Raw genomic sequence first — 20,897 nt, forward strand, 5'->3', positions numbered from 1 at the left:
GCCCCTTCTTTCCTTGGATAAGGGACTTACGCCCCTCCGCCGAACCGCTTGCGATACCCGCATTTCCGGCATAGCTCCTCTACGGCCTCGCGCCGAGAGAAGCCTTCGTATAGACGGTTCGCCCGTTCTCCTTCCACTATCTCTGAAAACGGCGTCTTGTACACATTCCCAAGATTAATGATCCCTTCCCCATCCAGACAGCAAGGAATGACCGTGCCGTCCACGAGAATTCCGGCTTGGTTGCGCAGCGCATGGCAGAAGCCTTTGCCATCGTCCTCCGGAGCGCGCAAGTCCGGCCAATCAAATTCGTAATCTTGGTTCAAGTAGATCCGCTCGGCTAATTTAACCCCGCTTCCCGGTGTGACCTTCTCCTCAATCCGGTAATCTAGGTTGAATTCCTCCTCAATGATGGCGAGCGTCTCCCGGTTACGCATCCGTTGCAGGTTCGTCTCATTATCCTGCGTCAAATTCCACAGCCGGAACGAAACGATCAAATCGGACGCAGCTACCGCCTCTCGCACGAAGGACAAAACGTTTCGCAAATACCCCTCCCGGTCAGTTGAACCTTCATGTCCATCAAAGCTGTGCAGCGAAAAATTCATCTGCCGCAGCGCCGGCTTGCCAAGCAGCTTATGCCGCACTTTGGGGAGCAGCGTGCCGTTCGTGGTGATGTTGACCTTAAACCCTTTTTCATGACTGATGTCGAGCAACTGATCGATCTTGGGGTGCAGCAGCGGCTCGCCTTTGACATGGAAATAAATATAGTCCGTATGCGGCTTGATGTCGTCCAGAATTTTGCGAAAATCCTCCACCTTGATAAACTGCGCCTGGCGATGGGTAGGCGGACAGAAGCTGCAAGCCAAATTGCAGATGCTGGTCGTTTCGATATAGAACTTTTTAAATTTTTTCATGCTGACCTACTTCGTTTAAATTTTAGTTACTGTCTTATTCTATCAATGAATGGCGGTTAGTAAAAGATCATATGATCTTTGTCCGCTTTATAGTAATCCAGTCGGTCTTGCAAAGTCCCAGTGTGGAATTCGAACATATGGCCGTCCGGGTCCAGAAAATAAATTGACTTTTGGTCGCGCGCATCTCTTTCACGCCCCGGCAGTACTTCGACGTTGAATTCCCGAAGTCGATTCTGAAAAGCCTCGAAATCCCGCTCGTCGATCGAAAAAGCGATATGCGTATATGTACGGTGCTGCTTGTCCCTCGGAAGGTCTTCCTGATTTAAGGCGATCCACAGTCCGTTCAAGTCGAAGTAAGCGAGTTTGCGCCCTTTCACCAGGGGGCTCGCGCCAAAGACCTGCTCATAAAACGCCATGGATCGATCCAAATCAGATACGGAGAAACAGAAATGATTAATGCCATTAATCTTCAAGCAAATCCTCCTATTCTCTCAAACAGAACGTGACAAGGCCTGGTGCCCTGCCACGACGATCAATCTTCATCTTGCTTCGTTTTCCTAGTTTAGGATGTAGCTTTGGCGGTGATTCGCACGTTTTCCACAATAATCGGCGTGCCTGCCCCTATCATATCCTGCCCCAGCGCCAACGTCAAAGACTCCGGCTCCAGTACAAACAATCGGCCTTCCTGCGGCATGCCGTTGATAAATAAATTGGTGTACGCCCCGTCACCAATCCCGGCAAAAACCACAGGCGTATTCCCTGCGTCGTCCGTAAATTGATTGGCAGGGATGTGAACGGTCCCGGTCAAATCGGCAAGCGGCGCAAAAAAGTAACGGAATACGGCTGGGGTTACGAGAATTTCGACTGCAGGCGGTCCCGGCGGTCCTGGCGGTCCCATTGGCCCGACTGCTCCTGACTCACCTTGGGGTCCCGGCGGTCCCATCGGCCCTCCGCTCCCTGGCATGCCCTGCGGCCCCGCCGGCCCGGGAACTCCCCTTATATCGGCCGGGTCTCCCGCTTCTCTCTCACGTATCCACCGCTCATACTGCCACAGTGCACGACGGTAGTCCCGCATCAGACTCACTGCTTGCAGATAACGATCCCGCAGTGAAGACACGGTCCGCTTCCGGCGTCGACGACGCGAGCTTGCCGGGCAGTGCTTCACCTTATGGGCTTGTTGTCGCCGTTTGTTTATGCGCATCGCCTTTTTACGCTCAGCTCTTACCGCTCCCATGCACCGCTTCCCCCTGGCCAGATGGTTCTTCAAGCCTTACTTTCCTATCCTATGAATAACCCGCCTTGGATGCTTGGGCAAATGGCTTCACATCGTTCCAAAAATCCATATTCAACGGAGGCTGTCTGCCCTATCACTTAACGAAGTTGCATCATTATATATGATATATCGGACACCTTCGATACCATCAAAGATGAGGAGGTAATGTTAGATGCCTGTAATAAAACCCGTATTTACGGCAGTAGCATCCGCTCCAGTCGCCTCTGGGGGTGAAGTTACTACTGTAATTACACCAACGGTCTCCCGTTACTTCGCCACGTTAACAGCCGACATGATCGGTGCTACTGAAACGACCATTCCTGCCGACAGCTTCGTTGACGATGCCGACGCACCGATTACGGATCTGCCTGAGCTCACCACCACTGATTATCTCAACGTTTACATTAACGGCGTACTTCAACAAGCTTCGTTATCCACGCTGACCACGGCCAGCCTCGTGCTCGACACCGTGGACTTGACCCCGGGGATTCCCGTTATGATTGAAGTGGGCAGCTTCAGCAACGTCGTTTCCACGATCACGACCCCGCCAACGATATCGGCGCCTACGATTACGATTATCACGTAATCCATATTGACGAGCCGTCGCCTCATGGCATAAAATATTGCCAATGATAACGCAATAAGGCGATGGAGTTCGCCTGAACCGCTCATTTGGAGCTGATGACTCCTACCAGATTCTCTGGTAGGAGTCTGTCTATTTTTCAGGAGGTCGAGCATATTGAATATCCTTGCATTGATTGTTGGGGGCTTCCTCGGTACCCTGCTCCGCTACGGTCTGTCCCTCTGGATTCCAAACATCGGAGCTTTCCCCCTATCGATCCTGCTCATCAACTGGGCCGGTTGCCTATTTCTCGGGTGGTTGTTTACCGTCGCAGCTTTGCGAAAAATCCATCCCAGTCTACGCATCGGGGCTGGAACAGGATTTGCCGGTGCATTTACGACGTTCTCTACCTTCACGGTCCAGACCGTTGATGCGGTACATACCGGACAGCTGGTTGCAGCACTAGCCTATCTGTTCATTAGCTTACTCGGCGGTCTTCTCATGGCTTGGATTGGAGTCCGCTTAGGTCAAAAACAACAAGCTCCTAAGGAAGGTGATCCCGCATGATCGGTATCGTAGGACTTGGCGGCATTCTCGGCACGTTGCTTCGTTACTACTTAGGCCAATGGATCTCTACCCAAACCGCCTCTCGCGGTTCGCAATTCCCTTGGGGAACTTGGGTGATCAATCTCAGCGGCAGCCTCCTGCTTGGCATCCTAGCCGGACTCCATACACGGCAGGCCATCTCTGACTGGAGTTGGTTGATGATAGGCACGGGATTTTGTGGGGCCTACACAACATTCTCCACTTTTGGATATGAAACAATCACCCTAATCAACAAGGGGCAAAAACAAAAGGCTATCGTGTATGTGCTCACCTCGGCTTTACTCGGCGTGACTTTCGCTTGGTTCGGCAGCTGGCTTGCCTCATACTAGCGATACCGCTCATTCCAAAGGCATCCGCCCGTATAACGATCAAGCGTCTCGGCTCCAGCATATAATGCAGCAAATCCGCAAACATGCGAGAAAAGGTGATTCCAATTGGCCAGTTTTCGTAGAGCTTATTTGCTGAAACAACGCATTGCCGGGAAGATGCTCAGGTTGAACGGAGTTCATGGTGTAGGTGTCGGTTTGCGGGACCCCAAACACCCAAAACGAGGCGCAGCCATTATTGTATATGCCGATACTCTGTCCAAAGCCGCTGCTGCCAAAAAAAACAAGTCACCCCGCACCACAGCATTACCTCGTTATCTCAAACCTCGGGCTGGCGTGCCGTTTCGAATCGTTCGTTCCCCCAGGTTCTGTAAACGTTCCGGTAACGGTCCGAGCACCAGGTTCACTCGCCGAATTCGCCCGGTCGTGGCCGGCTACAGCGTGGGCACTTCGGATTCCTCCGGCACAGCTGGTTTGATCGTCAGCGATGCCTCCGGATGTGAACGTCTGATCCTTAGTAACAACCACGTTCTCGTTAATAATAATACCCGGCGTTTCTCTGCCACGGTGCAGCCGGGAGGCGCCGATGGAGGTACCGTTCCCAAGGACCGCATCGGTCAGCTGGACCGTTTCGTTAAGCTGAGCCGCAAACGGGCGAATTATTTGGACGCGGCCACCGCCAAACCTTTGCGACGCTCTTTGCTGAGACCAGCCTATGCCGTCTTTGGCATCGTCCCCGGGCATGTACGATCCTATAAAGTTGGCGATCGTCTCAAGAAGGTAGGACGGACGACCGGTGTGGTGACCGGTACGGTGGAATCGATCCATACCGATGTTCAGGTCGACTACGGGGATTACGGCAATTTGGGGACGATTACCTTCAAGAACCAAAGCGTGATCCGCGGCAAGCGCCCCGTCTCCCTGGAAGGCGATTCCGGCTCCGTGTGGCTGACGAGCAAAGGCAATCTTGCCGCTGCAGTTAACTTTGCGGGATCGGAAAACGGAATGTTGTCTATCTCCTATCCCATTGAATGGTTTATGCAGGTGTTTGGCACGAGGGCAGCGAAGCCTGCGTCGGGGCGACTGCTGCGAGCCCAACGGGGGAAGAGCAATAGGTTTATATGCATTCGGCCATTACCGGCGAAACTGGTCAAATCCCTTCGACCGATTACGGCATCTCCTCGACCACTCCGTCGGCATGCTACAGCAAAAAAAGCTCCCTAAGGGTATCCTTAGGGAGCTTACGATGTTATTCCATAAAATCTTTCAGCCGCTTGCTGCGGCTTGGATGCCGAAGTTTGCGCAGCGCTTTGGCTTCAATCTGACGAATCCGTTCGCGCGTTACCCCAAACTCCTTGCCAACCTCTTCCAACGTCCGCGTCCGGCCGTCATCCATCCCGAAACGCAGGCGAAGGACATTTTCCTCACGCTCTGTCAGTGTATCCAATACTTCTTCCAACTGCTCCTTTAACAACTCATAAGCTGCAGCTTCTGCCGGAGCCGGAGCATCGTGATCTTCGATGAAGTCGCCGAGATTCGAATCGTTCTCTTCACCAATTGGCGTTTCCAACGAGACCGGCTCCTGAGCAATCTTCATGATCTCCCGCACCTTATCCGGCGTTAGATCCATCTCCTTCGCGATCTCCTCCGGAGTCGGCTCGCGTCCGATCTCCTGGAGCAACTGCCGGGAGACACGGATCAATTTATTAATGGTTTCCACCATATGAACCGGAATTCGGATCGTCCGGGCTTGGTCTGCAATCGCACGGGTAATCGCTTGACGAATCCACCAGGTGGCGTAAGTACTGAACTTGAATCCTTTCGAATAATCGAACTTCTCCACCGCTTTGATCAAGCCCATGTTGCCCTCTTGAATCAGGTCCAGGAATACCATCCCGCGCCCAACATAACGACGGGCAATGCTGACCACCAATCTGAGATTCGCTTCAGCCAATCTGCGCTTCGCTTCCTCATCCCCGTTCTCGATGCGCTGCGCAAGCTCAATTTCCTCCTCTGCGGACAACAGAGGCACGCGCCCGATTTCCTTCAGATACATTCTGACCGGGTCATCGATTTTAATTCCTGGCGGTAACGTCAGATCGTCGGTGTAATCCAATTCATTATTCTTCAAGTCCTCTGTCATCTTCCAGACCCCCACCCTAAAAATTAAATGCGAAAACCACTTCTATATCTCTAAAGCCACAAATCCATTTGACAAATGATTGATTTTATGCTATTATTGAGGAGATTATTGCGTGAGTGTTTTGTGATTGGCTATCCGTCATTTTACCACAGTTCATTATTTTATACAACATTTATTTATTTTTAATTTTGTTCGCAGAGTGAGACGCTGATCCTTCCGGATCAGCGTTTTTTGGTTTGCCTATGACTCTAAATCGATCAATCAAGACAGATCTTCCCAAGCCCGTAACAATGCCCCTTGGAAAATTTCCAACGGTTGTGCCCCTGAGACTGCATACTTCCCGCGCAGCACAAAGAACGGTACGCCGCGAATCCCAAGTCTTCTTGCTTCATTCTCATCCTCGCGAACAGCATCGGCATACGTATTTTGCTCCAACACTTCCCTAACGGCGGCACCATCCAAGCCCACCTCTTCCGCCAAACGAACCAATGTGTCCCGGTCCCCGATATGCAGCGAATCCGTAAAATAAGCCCGGAACAACCGCTCCGTCATCTCCTTCGCCTTGCCCTGTTCCCCAGCATAATGCGCTAAGCGATGAGCATCAAACGTATTCGTAGGAATGATCGTATCAAAGTTATACGTCAAGCCTTCCGTTTGAGCCTGCTGTGCAACATTGCGGTTAGATTCCTTCGCCTGCTCCAGGCTGAGGCCGTATTTGACCGCTAACAGTTCATGAATGCTCGACTCTGTATCCTTAGGTGCCCCTGGATCCAGTTCAAAGCTGCGGTATACGAGTTCGATCTCATCTCGATGACTAAAAGATTCTAAAGCCCTTTCGAGGCGACGCTTGCCAATATAACAAAACGGACAGCCAAAGTCCGACCACACTTCAATTTTCACATCAATCTCCTCCTTTTTTAGCGCAAGCTCCTTGCCGGATTAGCCCTCATTCGCTGCCAGCTCTCCGACAAGGATGAATTGTTCAATCACCATCATATGGGATTTCCTTGCGTTTATGCTGCACCTTCCCGCAAGATGTGACTTGCTTGTCTAAGGCAGCTATAATAAACAAGTAAGGATATTTTTCCATAAGAGGTGATTCTATGAAAGTGACTTATTTGGGACATTCCTGCATCCTGGTAGACACAGGAAAGCATCGGTTGATCATTGATCCATTCCTCACCGGAAATCCTTCGGCAGCTGTCGCAGCCGATGACATTCAAGTCGATTATGTGCTGCTGACTCATGGTCATTCCGATCATATCGCAGATGCGGAAAGCATCGCCCGGCGAAACAATGCGCCGATTCTCGCCATTGTCGAGCTGGCAGATTATTTTGCTGGCACTGGACTGCAAACGGTTGGCATGAACCTTGGCGGCTCCCGTACGTTCCCGTTTGGTAAATTAAAATGGGTGCCTGCGCTGCACAGCTCGTCCGTTAATCATAACGGCGTAAATGTATATCTTGGCGTGGCCGCTGGAATCCTGCTCGATCTTGACGGAACAATCCTTTATCATGCCGGAGATACCGCCTTATTCAGCGATATGAAATTGGTTAGCTCTCGCGGCCCGGTCGATCTCGCATTCCTGCCGATTGGCGATCATTTTACTATGGGACCGGAGGATGCTCTAACCGCAGCTGAATGGATTGGCGCCAAGCACGTTGTCCCTGTGCACTACAATACGTTTGATGCCATTGCCCAGGACGGGGAACAATTTGTCGCAGATCTCGCACGGATCGGCATTACAGGTCATGCCTTGAAGCCGGGCGATTCTTTGGACAACTTCTAAATTTAAACGGATGAACAGCAAAATGGTTGCACTTTGCAGCAATTTTGCTGTTTTTTAATCCGCCAACTCCTTCCCCCGCGTCTCGGTCCCCAACCAAAACACGGCCAGTGCCCCAATTAGAATCGTCACGAAGAACATCCAGAAGATTCCTCCGATGGCGACGTGCCGGGCAACCAGCATGCCAACCAAATACGGAGCGATGACCCCGCCGACCCGTCCAAAGGAAGCGGCCAAGCCAACTCCGGTAGAACGCACCCGCGTCGGGTATAGTTCCGGGGTATACGCATACATGCCGCCCCATGCCCCCAGATTAAAGAAGGACAAGCAGATCCCGGCAGCAATCAGCATACCTTCGCTGGATGCAATGCCAAACCAGGCGGCGCTGGCTGCAGTGAGCAGCAAATACAACACCAGCACAAACTTACGCCCAAACTTCTCGATGAAATAGGCGGCCGTAAAATAGCCTGGTAATTGCGCCAACGTCATGATCAGCACGTATTCAAAGCTTTTGACCAAGCTGAAGCCTTTCAGGACCATCACCGAAGGCAGCCACAGAAACATGCCATAATACGAAAAGACAACGGTAAACCACAAAATCCATAGCATCACCGTCGAACGGCGGTGCGGAGAAGCCCAAACGGACTTAAACCGCTCCCCGAAAGAAAGACCCCGCTCTTGTAGATGACCCGTCTGCTGTTTAAATCGGGCCGGCTCCTGGATGGATTGGCGCAAGTACAGCGCGTATAACGCAGGGATCGCACCGATGAGAAAAGCGGCCTGCCATCCATAATCCGGTATGATGAAATACGAGATCAACGCCGAAGCAATCCAACCGGCAGCCCAGAAGCTCTCCAGCAGCACGACGGATTTTCCACGTTCCTGAACCGACACCGATTCAGATACCAATGTGGAAGCGACCGGAAGCTCACCGCCAAGCCCAAAGCCGGCAATAAAGCGAAGCAAGCAAAGGATCGCAAAACTTGTAGCGGCAGCCGACAAACCGCTGGCGATCGAGAAAATCAACAGTGTCCATAGAAGTACGGATTTGCGGCCAAACTTGTCCGCCATATAACCGGCAATCGCTGCGCCAAACGCCATCCCTACGGAGTTGATCGCGGTAAAGAAGCCGGTCTGCTGCGGCGTTAAGCTCCATTCTACCGCAAGTGCCGCAGCGATAAACGAAATCATCCCGACGTCCATCGCATCAAACATCCAGCTGAGCCCGGCGCTGAATAGCAGCTTCCGCCGTGCTGACGCGGGTCTTCCTTGGAAAGCCTGTTCCTGAGCATTCAAACGACTCGCCCCCTAACCAATCTTGTTCTAACTGTAGCTTATCCCGGAAAGCGGTCGATCCATGCTAAGATCTCATGCCTTCTTTCTTCTTGGACAGGATCCGGTTGCGAATCACGAATATGACGCCCAGCACAAGCAAGAATAAGACGTAGGAGAAGATCAAGTCCTGAAGATTTACCCCCGGAAACACGATCGATGCGCTTAAGATCCCAAACAGCCAGATACTTGACAGGTTCCCAACCAGGTTAGACCAGACATAAGAATGGAGCTTTAGATTCGAAATCGCCGACATAAACGAAATGAGATTGTTGGGCATAATCGGAATGGTGCGGAGAAAGATTACTGCCCATACCCCATAGCGGTCTAACCCTTTTTGCCATTTTTCGTATTTTTGCAGCTTAACTAACCACCGACGGTGAAACCAATCCGCAAAAAAGTATCTGCACATCAGATAAACGACCATCCCCGCCGCCGTACCAGCAATCCAGCTGGCGAATAAACCGTTCGTGATCCCCAGCAGGGAGAGATGCAGCATCACGATCGTGGCAAATGGAAAAAATCCAAAAAGCCCCTGTACAACTGCGAGCGGGATCGTAAGAAGCAGGATCGAGTATCCGCCCAACTGCGTCGTCTCCAAGAACCAGTCCGTGATTTCTTTAACCCATTCGTTCAAATGATTTGATCCCCATTCCCCAAAGCATTTTAAGCCTCAACAACCCGTTTTCCCAAAATAACGAGATCCCGTTCTACGCCATCCAAATTGGCTACCCGGGGCAAATGCGCCCAACGTTCGAAGCCGAACTTACTAAGCAGCTTTAGGCTTGGCTCGTTATGACCAAACACGAATCCAAGCAGCGTGTGTACCCCAATCTCAGGACAAACCGCAAAAGCTCGGTTTAACAAGATTCCTCCGATTCCGCGAGAACGGTAGGCTTCTGTAATATAAATACTGATTTCGGCTGTTCCGTTATAGGCCGGTCGCCCGTAAAAGGACTGAAAGCTGAGCCAGGCGATGACTTTTCCCTCGGATTTCATGACCAATAGCGGCCGGAAATCAGGCGAATGCTCATCAAACCATTTCCGTCTGGCTTCAACGGTCACCGGCTCCAAATCGGCGGTAACCATGCGTCCAGCGATCGTCTCATTGTAAATCGCCACGATCGCCGGCAAGTCCTCCGGCGAGGCGTCTTCAATTGTATATTCGAAATGTTCCGTCATATGTACATGCTCACAGTCCTTACACAATTTTGTTGTACAGCTTAAGCACACTAAAATGCATGCCTTCATGATACGTTGTAAAATTGATTAACTGGCCGACGGTTTCAATCCGATAGCCGGTATCGTTCTTACCAGCTTCAAAGTTTGGGGCCGTACAAAATCAAGCTGCCGCCAAATCATCTCTTCCATTCCCTATCGCTCCTAGTCTCCCTATCGCTCCTAGTCCATTTCATGTTTAATTTGAACGTAGTGCTCCACTGTAGGCATGGGATCGTAGAATGGATGAAGCAGCGTTTTCCATTCCTCATAATCAGGAGATTGACGGAAACCTACCTCATGGGCAGAAATCGATTGCCAACGCACTAGTAGAATATATTTATTTTCGGTCTCTACACACTTATGAAGCTCATGTCCTAGATAACCGGACGCCCGGCTGATAATTTTCGAAGCCTTGCGGAATTGGCTTTCGAAATCATTGATCATTCCGGGCTTCACATGCAGCTCAGCTACTTCAAGAATCATCCTCTGCATCCCCTCCGTTCAACTGATTATAGCACGGACTTAGTGCTTTATGAATCCAAATTGCGGCAATTGAGCCTTCCCCCATAGCCACGCTAACCTGTTCCGCATGAAGTCCTAGATCTCCAGCCACCCACACACCAGGGACATTCGTCTGCTTCGTCCGGGGATTCGTCTCGATATGACGGTTCTCGGCAATGCGCACTCCCAACTGAGCGGCTAAACCGGAATGAACTTCATTGCCGCCAAACGCAATAAATCCCCGTTCTGCTGCTAAGCTCCGTCCATCCTGTAAGTTCACGCTGCGGATGAAGCCTTCGGATTGCTTCACTTCGGCGATGGCCGCTTCCTCGTAGCGAATCCCGTGTTCCTCCATCCGTTTCAGGAGCGATGGAGCAACAGGTGTCTGTTCATGATTCACATAAGTTAAATCACGGGTCCGCTGGATGAGCAGCAGGGCCATCTTGGCACCGGTGTCCCCCGCCCCCATTAATACCGTATTACGCCCTTCAATTTCGTATCCGTCACAATCCGGGCAGACGTAGACGCTTAGCCCAAGCGTAGGAACCAAACCAGGGATATCGGGAAAACGGTCCAATACACCGATCGCGAGCAGCAAGGTTCGACCTGAATACGTTTGGCCGGTTAAAGTTTTTACCTGAAATCCCTCCTCCCGTTTCTTTGCCTCGATTACGGTATCCTGCACAAATTTCACACCATAAGACTTCGCCTGTGTTCTCCCCCGGCTGCGTAATTCTTCGCCGGAAATCCCTTCCGGGAACCCCAGCAGATTATGATATTGCCGGCATAACGTAGATCTCCCGTAACCTGCGTCAATAACGAGTACATTGTGGACCGAGTACCGACCTAGCTGAATCGCGGCTTGTAATCCTGCAATACCGCCACCAATGATCATGCAGTCGTAGTTTGTGATTTGAGTCATGTTGTTATCTCGCTTTCCTTAGTGTCGTTCACTCAGTGTATAGCCACTTTCCCCTTAGGAGAAAATTAAAGCGTAAAACAAGGAGGTGAAAGATGTTGGACAAGTTTTTCGTCAAGCTACTTGGCAATGGAATTATCGTCATCGTCATGGTGATGCTCTTAAGCAACGCTTCATTCATCTCAGCGCTTTTAACAGCTTTAGCGTTGTCTATTCTAGCCTATTTATTCGGGGATTACTTCATCCTTCCGCGGACGAACAATGCAATTGCAACCGTGGTGGATGCGTTTCTCGTCTTTATCCTCCTGTGGGCGATTGCCGCCAACGCGGAATGGACGTTGTCCCTTAGCGAAATCCTTGCCATTACCATCGTGATGGGTGTGTTTGAATGGTTCTTGCACACTTGGATGCTGCGAGACGGCATTCGCAGGGATAGCAGCGTACGAGTGCGTGATGCTCGATAAACACAACGAAAAAAGCGCGAGTACAAGGGATTCCCCTATGCACTCGCGCTTTGTGTAGATGGTTTAGTTGCAATTTAGCTGCCCAGCATGACGCGATCATCGGACAACTTGTGGCCGCTGATGCGCTCAAATTCACCTAGCAGCCGTTCGATCGTTAACTCGCGTTTGTTCGTTTCATCCACATCGAGAATAATCCGCCCGCCATCCATCATGATAAGGCGGTTCCCCAATCGGATCGCTTGCTCCATGTTGTGGGTGACCATCAACGTAGTTAGCTTCAGCTCACTAACGATCTCCTGCGTAAGCTTCGTCACCAGCTCAGCCCGGGCTGGGTCCAGTGCAGCAGTATGCTCGTCTAGAAGCAGTACCTCCGGTTCGGTAAACGTCGCCATCAACAGGCTCAGCGCCTGGCGTTCCCCGCCCGACAATGTACCGACCTTGGCGCGCAGCCGGTTCTCCAGGCCAATGCCCAGCCTGCGTAACTGCTCTTGGAACATGGAACGGCGCTTCGCGTTCACACCGAGCACAAGGCCGCGTGTCTTCCCGCGAGAGTAGGCCATCGCTAAGTTCTCCTCGATGGTCATATGCGGAGCAGTACCGGCCATCGGGTCCTGGAACACACGGCCAATCCACTTGCTGCGGCGATGCTCCGGCAGGTGGCTGATGTCGACGCCGCCTAGGCGAACCTCGCCGGCATCCGGCTTAATGACACCGGAGATCATATTCATCAACGTCGACTTTCCTGCCCCGTTACTGCCGATCACCGTTACGAAATCACCGGGGTTCAGGTGCAGATTGACATCAATGAGCGCGATCTTCTCATCCGGCGAACCGGGATGAAAGAGCTTCGAGACCTGGGTTAACTTCAGCATTAGAACCCACCCCCTGCGCTCTTCTGTCCGGCAGTTTGCGTAATTTCAGCGGCGCGCCGACGAGCAACCGCTTTTTGCTTCATGTTTCTTTGGACGGTCGGAACCACTAGTGCAATAATAACGATAACTGCCGTAATCAACTTCAAGTCAGTTTGCTCCAACCATTCAATCCGCAGCGCCAAGGCGACAACCACCCGATAGACGATGGATCCGAGTACCGCTGCCAGAGTGGCCCAAAATACCGTGCGCGCCCCGAAGATCGCCTCCCCGATAATCACCGATGCCAGCCCAATGACGATCATCCCGATCCCTGACGAAATGTCGGCGAAGCCGGACTGTTGAGCGATGAGTGCCCCGGACAAAGCCACAAGTCCGTTAGACAAACTGAGCCCGAGTATAATCGTATTGTCCGTATGGGCACCAAAACTGCGGATCATCCGTTTATTGTCACCGGTGGCCCGCAGAGCCAAGCCCAGCTCCGTCCGGAAGAACAAATCCAGCAGCAGCTTGATGGCGATCACAACGATCGGCATGAACACCAGCGGCGAAACCGAGGTGAACAGCGTCGTCTCCCCAAGCAAGCCTACATTCGGTTTGCCCATGATCCGCATATTGATGGAGTACAACGCAATCATCATCAATATCCCGGAGAGCAGTCCATTAATCCGTCCTTTGGTATGAATGATGCCGGTGATCGCACCGGCGGCCAAGCCGCCCAAAAAAGCGACGATCGTAGCAATCCAGGGGGAGCTTCCCCCTGTGATCATAACCGCAGCGATCGCACCGCCGGTCGTAAAGCTACCGTCCACCGTCAGATCCGGAAAGTCGAGAATGCGGAACGTAATATATACGCCGAGCGCCATAAGCGCATACAGCAGGCCGGATTCCAGCGCCCCCAGCAGCGAGTTCAACATGGTGAGTACCTCCTCAAGAAATTAGGAGCGAGTGCTGCCTATTCGATCAAATTGTTTTCCTTATCCGTAATTTCATCCTTCATCGCATCGGTCACTTCGATCCCTTGCTCAGCCGCCGCTTTCAGGTTCATGATCAAGTCGAGCTTATCCGGCACCGTCACTTTCAGATCACCGACGTTTTTGCCGTTCTTCAGCACTTCAACTGCCATTTGTCCCACTTGATACCCGTGGTCATAGTACTTGAACCCGACCGTTGCAAAAGCGCCCTTCTCCACCGTATCGCGGTCACTCGAGAAGAACGGAATGTCGTTATCGTTCGCGACCTGGATCACCGTGCTGACAGCTTCAACGACCATGTTATCGAGCGTAATGTACAGCGCATCTACACGCCCTACCAACGATTCGGCTGCTTGCTTCACTTCCGACGTATTGGTTACCGAGGCTTTCACCAATTTGATGCCGTGAGCTTCCAGCGCCTTCTCAGCATGGTTTGCCATAACAACGGCGTTGGGTTCCCCTTGGTTGATAACCAAACCTACGGATTTCACATCCTTAAAGTGCTCAGCAATGAAGTCCATCAGTCTCGTAATCGCTTCCGGGTTCGTATCCGAAGCCCCGGAGATGTTCCCGCCCGGATGATCCAAATTGTCCACCAATTTGGCATCCACCGGATCCGTGACCGCCGCGAACAGGATCGGCGAGTTCTTCACCTGTTGCGCTACAGCTTGTGCAGGCGGCGTAGCGATCGCGAGCACCAGATCGTATTTCTCACCGGCAATTTTTTGCGCAATGGTCATATTGTTCGTTTGATCCCCCTGCGCATTGTTGTAATCCAGGTCCAAGTTCTCTCCTTCCACAATGCCTGCGTCCTTCAAAGCATCTAGGAAGCCTTCCCGCGTTGCATCCAAGGAAGGATGCTCCACGATTTGTGAAATCGCGATTTTGTACGTTTTCTGATCGGAATCTGACGTATTCCCCGCACCCGTGGTATTTTCTGTTCCGGTTCCCCCGGCGTTCCCCCCATTTGCAGCATTCCCATTGCCGGCATTGTTACCGCAAGCAACGACGCCGACCAGCAGCAGCGACATGGCGAGAATCATCCCAAGCTTCTTCTTCATGTTTTGTTTCCCCTTTCTCTCTCATGAAATTAATGACCCTGCAGTGTTGGAGCAGTAAAGCACAATCTGTTTAACGCTTTTAATGATGAAAGGATTAAAGCGCCCGTGGACAAGGATTCGCCCAACATGGACACGAAGTATGATTTCTATATTAAATGGTGGTCAATTATACGTCAATACAGGTTATAGGACTTCTGCCTTAAGATTGATATAATAAAGAGCCCTCCAAAGCAAAACCGAAAATCGGTCTCGCGTTGGCAGCTCCACATAAACCTGGATCTACTTTTTAGCCTCTAAAAAGATATGTCTTGCCTTGATCGCTTGGGGAGTAATCTCCAGCACGCCAAAGCTGTATTTGGGTTCCCGCCGTTTGTCAGTAGGAGACCCGGGATTAAACCACAGGATGCCCCCGCTTTCCGCGAGGTAAGGCTTGTGCGAGTGACCAAACAGCACAGCGTCTACGGGTTGGCCAGCGAAGACCCGCTCTGCATTGTTCTTAGCCCCATGCCCGCCGCCTGGGAGATGACCATGCGTCAGTCCGATCCGCCTGCCGCCCAGCTCGAGAACTTTATGCCAGCCGAACTTTCGGATAATGTCATTGGGATCATTGTTTCCAGCCACACCCTCAACCGGCGCAATCGCTCTTAATTGCTCGTAAACCTCCATCGTCACCCAATCCCCCAGGTGGAGAATCATATCGCAGGTGCGGAAGGTTTGGCGAAGTTTGACAGGCAGCTCCGATCCACGGCGCGGAATATGGGTATCCGATACGACTCCGATGCGCATACGCGTTACCTCAACGGTGAAGCGGCCATGCGCACATAGGTGTGCCGACGCCCGCGGATGGCGATGGATGCCGCTTGGATATTTTCTGGGATGGCCATACCCGCGTAACCAGCATCCCCGATGTGTACGATGTCGGCGCCAGAACGTTTGGCGCTGAGGGCAATCTGCCGCACCGTAGATTCGTCCGCACCTTCCTGACTTGTGCCGATCGCCGCCAAAACCAAAGCCCCCCGCGCCTTAACTTCCGCGATAACTCGGGCTAACTCCTCCTCGCGCACGCCCGGGACGGTTCCCGGAGCTGGCAGCAGCACAACATCCGCGCCGGCTTCAGCGAACCGAATTGCAGCCTCGCTGTCCAACACGCTGCCGCGAGTACCCGCGCCATGCATTTTGCCAGCAATGATCAAGCCATCGAATTCTCGCTTGGCCACATGGATCGTATGCAGGATGCGTTCATGGGTCACGCCGGTTTTCGGGTTGCCCGTCAAGCACACGAAATCCACGCCCAGCCGCTTGGTTTCGGCCAAGCTCAGCGCCGTTGCCTTGCGTCCTTCAGGCAGCTCATTAAGCCCTTCAACCGCATCAGCCGACTCATCGACCGGCTCCAAATTGATGCCAACCGGCAGTCCCGTGAGTCGCTGTAGTTCTGCGATCGGGTTTCGCGTGCTCGTCGCGCTCTCCTCACTGCCGCGATCCGGGGCAAACAAATCCCGCGACGCAATACCGCGAATCTGCGGGTGAAATACATCAAAGACGTTCAACAAGATCATGTCCGCGCCGAAAGCTTTAGCCAGCTCCGCATTGGTGATCTCGGGCAGCAGCGGCTGTGATGTTACCACCGTTTCCGCCATCACCGTTCGTCCTTCTGCTGCCAAAATGGCTCCCTTTAGAGCTTCGCGATCCATCTGACGAAAATCCGAAGCCCGGCAGTCCAAGATCCGTTTCATAGGCTACCCCTCCATTCGTTCCAAGTTCTGCACATCACCTGTATCACCAGTGTAGCACGCCCAAATGCTTCAGACTATGCGAACTTCCTGTGAATCAGTATCGTTTCAAATAAACCCTTGCTTCATAGGGGCGCAACGGTAAATTCAATAGATCCTCGTGCTCCTGCGGAGCGTAGTTGGAGATTAATAATTCAATGTCCTCCGGCTCCATTGCCTCTACCGGCCATTCGAATACCGGCTCCTCGGAACTAAAGTTCAGGATCACCAGCAAGCGGCTCTTCTCCAACTTCCGGGTAAACGCATAGATCTGTGGATGATCGGGAAGCAGCAGCTCGTATGCGCCGTAGACAATCACCGCATGTTCTTTTCTTAAACGAATCAGTTCTTTGTAGTAATGGTATATCGAATCGGGATTACGGATCGCTTCCTCCACATTGATCCGTTCGTGATTCGGGTTCACTCGGATCCAAGCGGATTCGGCTGTGGTAAACCCGGCCTGTGGTCCAGCATCCCAATGCATGGGGGTGCGGGCGTTATCCCGACTCTTGAGATGAATCGCTCGCATTATGTCCGCCTCCGGAACACCGTTTCTCCGCTGCTCCTCGTAGTAGTTAAGCGTCTCTACATCACGATAATCGTCAATCGAATCAAAGACCACGTTCGTCATGCCGATTTCCTCACCCTGATAAATGTACGGCGTTCCCTCCAGCATATGGAGGAAAGTCGCCAGCATTTTCGCGGACGGTATGCGGTAAGGCTCCTGATCGTTTCCGAAACGGGAAACTGCGCGCGGCTGGTCATGATTGCACAAATAATTGGCGTTCCAACCCCTGCCATGCAGCACGGTCTGCCAGCGGGAGATGACTTCCTTTAAGTCCGTCAGCTTCCACGGTACAACATCCCATTTGCCGCTGCCCGCAGAGGCCGCATCCAGAAACATATGCTCAAACTGAAACGTCATATTTAGCTCCCGACGGTCATCGCCAACGTAACATAGCGCCTCCTCCGGACCTAACCCTGACGTTTCGCCTACGGTCATAATGTCATAGTAGTACAACACGTTATCATACAGGTCTTGCAGAAGGGTATGTACATCATCCAGGTTTGAAAACAACTCGTACGCCCGTACCGTCGGTGTCTGCTGCGGATTGTCCGCATCCGGCAGTCCTTTTGCCTTGGCGATATGCGCGATGGCATCAAAGCGGAAGCCGTCCACACCTTTTTGAAGCCACCACTTCACCATATCATGAAGCTCACGGATGACGGCCGGATTTTCCCAGTTCAAGTCGGGCTGATGTTTGGAATACAAATGTAAATAATATTCGTCGGTACGTTCATCATACTCCCAGACCGAGCCGCTGAAATACGACTCCCAGTTGTTTGGCGGACCTCCGTTTTTGCCCTTCCGCCAAATGTAGTAATCCCGCTTCGGATTGTCCTTGGACTTCCGGGATTCCAGGAACCAGGGATGCTCGTCCGAAGTGTGGTTTAGCACCAGGTCCATCATCAACTTCATTCCCCGCGCGTGCAAACCTTCCAGCAGCTCATCAAAGTCCTCCATCGTGCCAAAAGCGGGATCGATCTTATAATAATCGCTAATATCATAGCCGTTATCATGCCCCGGCGATTGATAGATCGGACAGATCCAAACGACGTCGACCCCAAGGTCCTGCAAATAATCCAGCTTGGACAGGATCCCGCGCAGGTCACCCACTCCGTCCCCATTCGAATCCTTGAAGCTGATCGGATAGATTTGGTACACGACGCTTTCTTTCCACCATTTCGGGTTCATCAGTTCAGCCTCCTGGTGTAATCAGTTTGTTCCATGTTGATGGTATTGCTTAGTATGACTGTTCACCCAAGTTTCAAAACATGAGTCTCGCCGCCCAACAAAGCCTGAATTTTGATGGATATACCGCTTGTAATATGAGAATGAAGGAATTGGTAGCGAGCCTATTACACATGACCTTCCCGTTTGATCAGATATGTTCTGACAATATAGTGGTCGGACTATCCTCTGAAATTGCTGCGATACTTTCTACACTAAGTTGTCGCAGTTCTGAGGGAACCTGTACTCGTTCTTGGGCGTTTTGAAACGTTGCAAGGAAGCCGCTACTTTTTTAAATGTTGATGTCAAAACGTTATACAATTGGGAAGCGGATAAAAAAACGCCTTCTCTCAGGAAAAAGACCATTGTTGAAAAGTTTTCTTAATATCCTAAAACAAGAAGAAGCCCCGGCCCCCCGGTGCTTCTTCTTTCTGCGCTGCAATTACCATCGATCTTCACACACTATCAACATTCTTCAACCGTGATCGCCAATTTCAACTCCTTGTCACAGCACTTGCTGTATAAGGTGTGTTTGTAATCGTTGGGTTTCTAAAATGAACTATTTAGTGGGCAATTTCTGATTTTTCTTCAGCTAATCGAACACTTATTGTACCGGATAATGTCGAACCATCAGTTGATGTGATACTAACGTACCTTCTACCAGTTGCAGCATTATTATTTCTAATAGTATTAGTACCACCAGCCGACACTTCAAACTCGCCTTGATTATTGCCATTATCATCTTTGATTAGGATTTTATACTTTACTTTACTTGTGTTGCTTACCCAAATTCTATACCAACCATAAGTTTTGGAGGTATCAAAGTATACACTTTGGGAACCAGTTTTTGAATTCAGAGTCTCATTTACAGCAACATAAATCGCCATTGGTGTTATTTCTGGAGGCTGCTCATTAACAATAATGTATGTACCGTCAGATGATTGAACATTGGGAACGTTAACTGAGGTTTTGGAGAATTCACCAGCATTGTTTTTGGCACTGACGAGTGGAACGGCAGCGACAGATAGAATCAGTGCGGTATTAAATAATGTTGTAATCAATCTTTTCATCATTTAATTTTCCCTTCTAAAAAAGTTTTTTTGTGGTGTCCCATCCCCGCATTCCTCATTTTACCATTAAAGTATAAAAAGTTTCTATTCCAATTGGCTCCGTCATTTCCGTACGCCGATCATTTTCATTACCGAATAGTCATTTGCCGTTGATCAGGGTACTTAATTTGCCTCCAGCCTATCTCGGATTCCACCTAACATAATAGGCGCTTGATCATAGCTCGTGATTAGCTACTATCCCAACGCATAGCGGACTACCACCGTCTTTAGAATCATACTTGAAGACCAAAAAAAGCCCAGGAACCCAAAAGTTCCCGAGCTTGAATACATTTAAGCGTAATGCTCCACCACTTGGACGTATTTCCGATGCACTTCCGCCCGTTCCGTTTCCAGCTTGCGCTTCGCGGTTTCCAGCTGGCGTTGCACCTCGCTTACCGCCGAAATCTGGTTCCGGACTTGATTTAAACCGTTGTTGATTCGTCCCTGGACCATCCAATCCGAGAAAATATCGTCAAAGAAATAGTCCGCAAACTTCAGCAGTCCGCCGATTTCCAAATCCATGGATATGCTCGCTCCGACGTCGCTGAGCTCCCGTTGATACACACGCAGACTTTGCCGTGCAGCTGTCACATGGTCCATTGCCTCATCAATCCGCGAGTGCTTGATATGCGTCGACAACATCCCGCCGCCCAGCATGTCGTACGTCCCCCAATTTTTCGCAGAACGCAGATCTTCTTCCGCTGCATTTAGATCATGCAGGGCGGATCGCCCAGCTTGCAGCGCTTCATCCACCTCTTTCAACTGCACAGTGAGGACCGCTTCGCGTTCAGCCAGCTCCCGCAGCTCTCCATCCTCCTCCAGGATCTTCCGCTCTTTGGCTTGAAATACACGTTCATACTCGTTCTTCCATGAACCCAGCTCGAGCAGTTTGCGCTCAATCTCCACAATTTGCCGCTCCATATCGCGCACCGCAGCTTCTGCGGCATCATATCTCATCTTGGCTTCCAGCACTTCCTGCTGCTCCCGATCCAGCTTCTCGGCTTTGTTGCCAAGTAAGGTAGCCAATAAGTTGGACACTGACATTGACGACAGCTTCCGAACATCTTCTTCCTCTGCAGCCAGCTTCTTCTGCCACCGGTTCCGTTCTTCTTGCAGACCAGTTAACTCTTGCTTCAGGTTTTTAAGGCGTTGCTGCCACTTCTCCTGATTCCGGCCCTTCTCTTTCAGTTCTGCCATGCGAGCGTTAAGATCCTCGAACAACCTAAGCTCCTCCCTTTCCCGCCGGAACGGTTGTCCTGTCCGGCCTGCGTAGTTTCG

23 protein-coding genes, 1 pseudogene and 1 riboswitch are annotated in these 20,897 nt (G+C 51.3%); of the genes and pseudogenes, 6 read left to right on the top strand and 18 right to left on the bottom strand.

Annotated elements, in window-relative coordinates:
* Positions 1–26: 26 nt before the first annotated feature.
* The 3 genes from PBA01S_RS04740 to PBA01S_RS23240 all read right to left on the bottom strand — a co-directional run bounded on the left by PBA01S_RS04740 (position 27) and on the right by PBA01S_RS23240 (position 2,145).
* Positions 27–911 (bottom strand): radical SAM/SPASM domain-containing protein, encoded by an 885-nt coding sequence (locus PBA01S_RS04740; RefSeq protein ID WP_016312275.1) that lies wholly within the window; start codon positions 909–911, stop codon positions 27–29.
* A gap of 56 nt (positions 912–967) precedes the next feature.
* A complete protein-coding gene (fosB, locus tag PBA01S_RS04745) occupies positions 968–1,384 on the bottom strand; it encodes a metallothiol transferase FosB (RefSeq protein ID WP_085279016.1) in 417 nt (138 codons plus the stop codon).
* An 89-nt stretch (positions 1,385–1,473) separates the two neighbouring features.
* Positions 1,474–2,145, bottom strand: coding sequence for a DUF4183 domain-containing protein (locus PBA01S_RS23240; protein ID WP_127575451.1), 672 nt, complete (start codon positions 2,143–2,145; stop codon positions 1,474–1,476).
* Positions 2,146–2,356: 211 nt separating this feature from the next.
* Between PBA01S_RS23240 and PBA01S_RS04755 the strand changes: the two genes are divergently transcribed.
* The 4 genes from PBA01S_RS04755 (at position 2,357) to PBA01S_RS04770 (ending at position 4,902) form a co-directional block, all read left to right on the top strand.
* Positions 2,357–2,770 (top strand): DUF4183 domain-containing protein, encoded by a 414-nt coding sequence (locus PBA01S_RS04755; RefSeq protein ID WP_016312278.1) that lies wholly within the window; start codon positions 2,357–2,359, stop codon positions 2,768–2,770.
* Between the two features lie 49 nt (positions 2,771–2,819).
* Positions 2,820–2,882, top strand: a riboswitch (Fluoride riboswitch).
* A 41-nt stretch (positions 2,883–2,923) separates the two neighbouring features.
* Positions 2,924–3,313, top strand: coding sequence for a fluoride efflux transporter CrcB (crcB, locus tag PBA01S_RS04760; protein WP_371859496.1), 390 nt, complete (start codon positions 2,924–2,926; stop codon positions 3,311–3,313).
* On the top strand, positions 3,310–3,681 hold the full coding sequence (gene crcB / locus PBA01S_RS04765; protein WP_028538920.1) for a fluoride efflux transporter CrcB: 372 nt from the start codon (positions 3,310–3,312) through the stop codon (positions 3,679–3,681). Before crcB (PBA01S_RS04760) ends, crcB (PBA01S_RS04765) begins: the two co-directional genes overlap by 4 nt.
* Positions 3,682–3,786: 105 nt before the next feature.
* Positions 3,787–4,902: a chymotrypsin family serine protease gene (locus PBA01S_RS04770; RefSeq protein ID WP_085279015.1), complete on the top strand. Its 1,116-nt coding sequence runs from the start codon at positions 3,787–3,789 to the stop codon at positions 4,900–4,902.
* A 25-nt stretch (positions 4,903–4,927) separates the two neighbouring features.
* On the opposite strand, the pseudogene rpoD reads toward PBA01S_RS04770, so the two are convergent.
* Both rpoD and PBA01S_RS04780 read right to left on the bottom strand, forming a co-directional pair.
* Positions 4,928–5,815: pseudogene (gene rpoD, locus PBA01S_RS04775) on the bottom strand (RNA polymerase sigma factor RpoD); the annotation flags it as partial.
* A 267-nt stretch (positions 5,816–6,082) separates the two neighbouring features.
* On the bottom strand, positions 6,083–6,721 hold the full coding sequence (locus PBA01S_RS04780) for a DsbA family oxidoreductase (protein ID WP_028538922.1): 639 nt from the start codon (positions 6,719–6,721) through the stop codon (positions 6,083–6,085).
* A gap of 203 nt (positions 6,722–6,924) precedes the next feature.
* Between PBA01S_RS04780 and PBA01S_RS04785 the strand changes: the two genes are divergently transcribed.
* The gene (locus PBA01S_RS04785; protein WP_127575453.1) at positions 6,925–7,611 is read left to right on the top strand and encodes a metal-dependent hydrolase; all 687 of its coding nucleotides are present in this window, start codon (positions 6,925–6,927) and stop codon (positions 7,609–7,611) included.
* Between the two features lie 54 nt (positions 7,612–7,665).
* On the opposite strand, the gene PBA01S_RS04790 is transcribed toward PBA01S_RS04785, so the two are convergent.
* The 5 genes from PBA01S_RS04790 to PBA01S_RS04810 all read right to left on the bottom strand — a co-directional run bounded on the left by PBA01S_RS04790 (position 7,666) and on the right by PBA01S_RS04810 (position 11,584).
* Positions 7,666–8,904 carry an MFS transporter gene (locus PBA01S_RS04790; RefSeq protein ID WP_085279014.1) on the bottom strand — a complete coding sequence of 413 codons (1,239 nt, stop codon included), beginning with the start codon at positions 8,902–8,904 and terminating at the stop codon, positions 7,666–7,668.
* Positions 8,905–8,968: 64 nt separating this feature from the next.
* Positions 8,969–9,577 (bottom strand): TVP38/TMEM64 family protein, encoded by a 609-nt coding sequence (locus PBA01S_RS04795; protein WP_028538925.1) that lies wholly within the window; start codon positions 9,575–9,577, stop codon positions 8,969–8,971.
* A 29-nt stretch (positions 9,578–9,606) separates the two neighbouring features.
* Positions 9,607–10,122 carry a GNAT family N-acetyltransferase gene (locus tag PBA01S_RS04800; RefSeq protein ID WP_085279013.1) on the bottom strand — a complete coding sequence of 172 codons (516 nt, stop codon included), beginning with the start codon at positions 10,120–10,122 and terminating at the stop codon, positions 9,607–9,609.
* A 219-nt stretch (positions 10,123–10,341) separates the two neighbouring features.
* Positions 10,342–10,644, bottom strand: coding sequence for an antibiotic biosynthesis monooxygenase family protein (locus PBA01S_RS04805; protein WP_016312289.1), 303 nt, complete (start codon positions 10,642–10,644; stop codon positions 10,342–10,344).
* Positions 10,634–11,584 carry an NAD(P)/FAD-dependent oxidoreductase gene (locus PBA01S_RS04810; RefSeq protein WP_127575454.1) on the bottom strand — a complete coding sequence of 317 codons (951 nt, stop codon included), beginning with the start codon at positions 11,582–11,584 and terminating at the stop codon, positions 10,634–10,636. The genes PBA01S_RS04805 and PBA01S_RS04810 overlap by 11 nt, the downstream gene beginning before the upstream one ends.
* 92 nt (positions 11,585–11,676) lie before the next feature.
* Between PBA01S_RS04810 and PBA01S_RS04815 the strand changes: the two genes are divergently transcribed.
* Positions 11,677–12,045, top strand: a complete 369-nt coding sequence (locus PBA01S_RS04815) for a DUF2512 family protein (RefSeq protein WP_127575455.1) — start codon at positions 11,677–11,679, stop codon at positions 12,043–12,045.
* 74 nt (positions 12,046–12,119) lie between these two features.
* Here PBA01S_RS04815 and PBA01S_RS04820 read toward each other — a convergent pair whose 3' ends face one another.
* The 8 genes from PBA01S_RS04820 to PBA01S_RS04855 all read right to left on the bottom strand — a co-directional run bounded on the left by PBA01S_RS04820 (position 12,120) and on the right by PBA01S_RS04855 (position 20,840).
* Positions 12,120–12,917 carry an ABC transporter ATP-binding protein gene (locus PBA01S_RS04820; RefSeq protein ID WP_016312292.1) on the bottom strand — a complete coding sequence of 266 codons (798 nt, stop codon included), beginning with the start codon at positions 12,915–12,917 and terminating at the stop codon, positions 12,120–12,122.
* The gene (locus PBA01S_RS04825; protein ID WP_085279011.1) at positions 12,917–13,831 is read right to left on the bottom strand and encodes an ABC transporter permease; all 915 of its coding nucleotides are present in this window, start codon (positions 13,829–13,831) and stop codon (positions 12,917–12,919) included. The genes PBA01S_RS04820 and PBA01S_RS04825 overlap by 1 nt, the downstream gene beginning before the upstream one ends.
* Positions 13,832–13,869: 38 nt before the next feature.
* On the bottom strand, positions 13,870–14,949 hold the full coding sequence (locus PBA01S_RS04830) for an ABC transporter substrate-binding protein (protein WP_016312294.1): 1,080 nt from the start codon (positions 14,947–14,949) through the stop codon (positions 13,870–13,872).
* A 279-nt stretch (positions 14,950–15,228) separates the two neighbouring features.
* Positions 15,229–15,735, bottom strand: coding sequence for a metallophosphoesterase family protein (locus PBA01S_RS04835; RefSeq protein WP_028538930.1), 507 nt, complete (start codon positions 15,733–15,735; stop codon positions 15,229–15,231).
* Positions 15,736–15,740: 5 nt separating this feature from the next.
* Positions 15,741–16,682 (bottom strand): DUF7916 family protein, encoded by a 942-nt coding sequence (locus tag PBA01S_RS04840; RefSeq protein WP_127575456.1) that lies wholly within the window; start codon positions 16,680–16,682, stop codon positions 15,741–15,743.
* A 94-nt stretch (positions 16,683–16,776) separates the two neighbouring features.
* On the bottom strand, positions 16,777–18,474 hold the full coding sequence (locus PBA01S_RS04845) for a glycoside hydrolase family 13 protein (RefSeq protein WP_127575457.1): 1,698 nt from the start codon (positions 18,472–18,474) through the stop codon (positions 16,777–16,779).
* A 599-nt stretch (positions 18,475–19,073) separates the two neighbouring features.
* Positions 19,074–19,583, bottom strand: a complete 510-nt coding sequence (locus PBA01S_RS04850) for a hypothetical protein (RefSeq protein WP_127575458.1) — start codon at positions 19,581–19,583, stop codon at positions 19,074–19,076.
* Positions 19,584–19,910: 327 nt separating this feature from the next.
* Positions 19,911–20,840, bottom strand: a complete 930-nt coding sequence (locus tag PBA01S_RS04855) for a hypothetical protein (RefSeq protein WP_028538933.1) — start codon at positions 20,838–20,840, stop codon at positions 19,911–19,913.
* Between the last annotated feature and the right edge of the window lie 57 nt (positions 20,841–20,897).

Origin of the sequence: Paenibacillus barengoltzii NBRC 101215 (genome assembly GCF_004000745.1) — a bacterium.
Classification (GTDB): domain Bacteria; phylum Bacillota; class Bacilli; order Paenibacillales; family Paenibacillaceae; genus Fontibacillus; species Fontibacillus barengoltzii.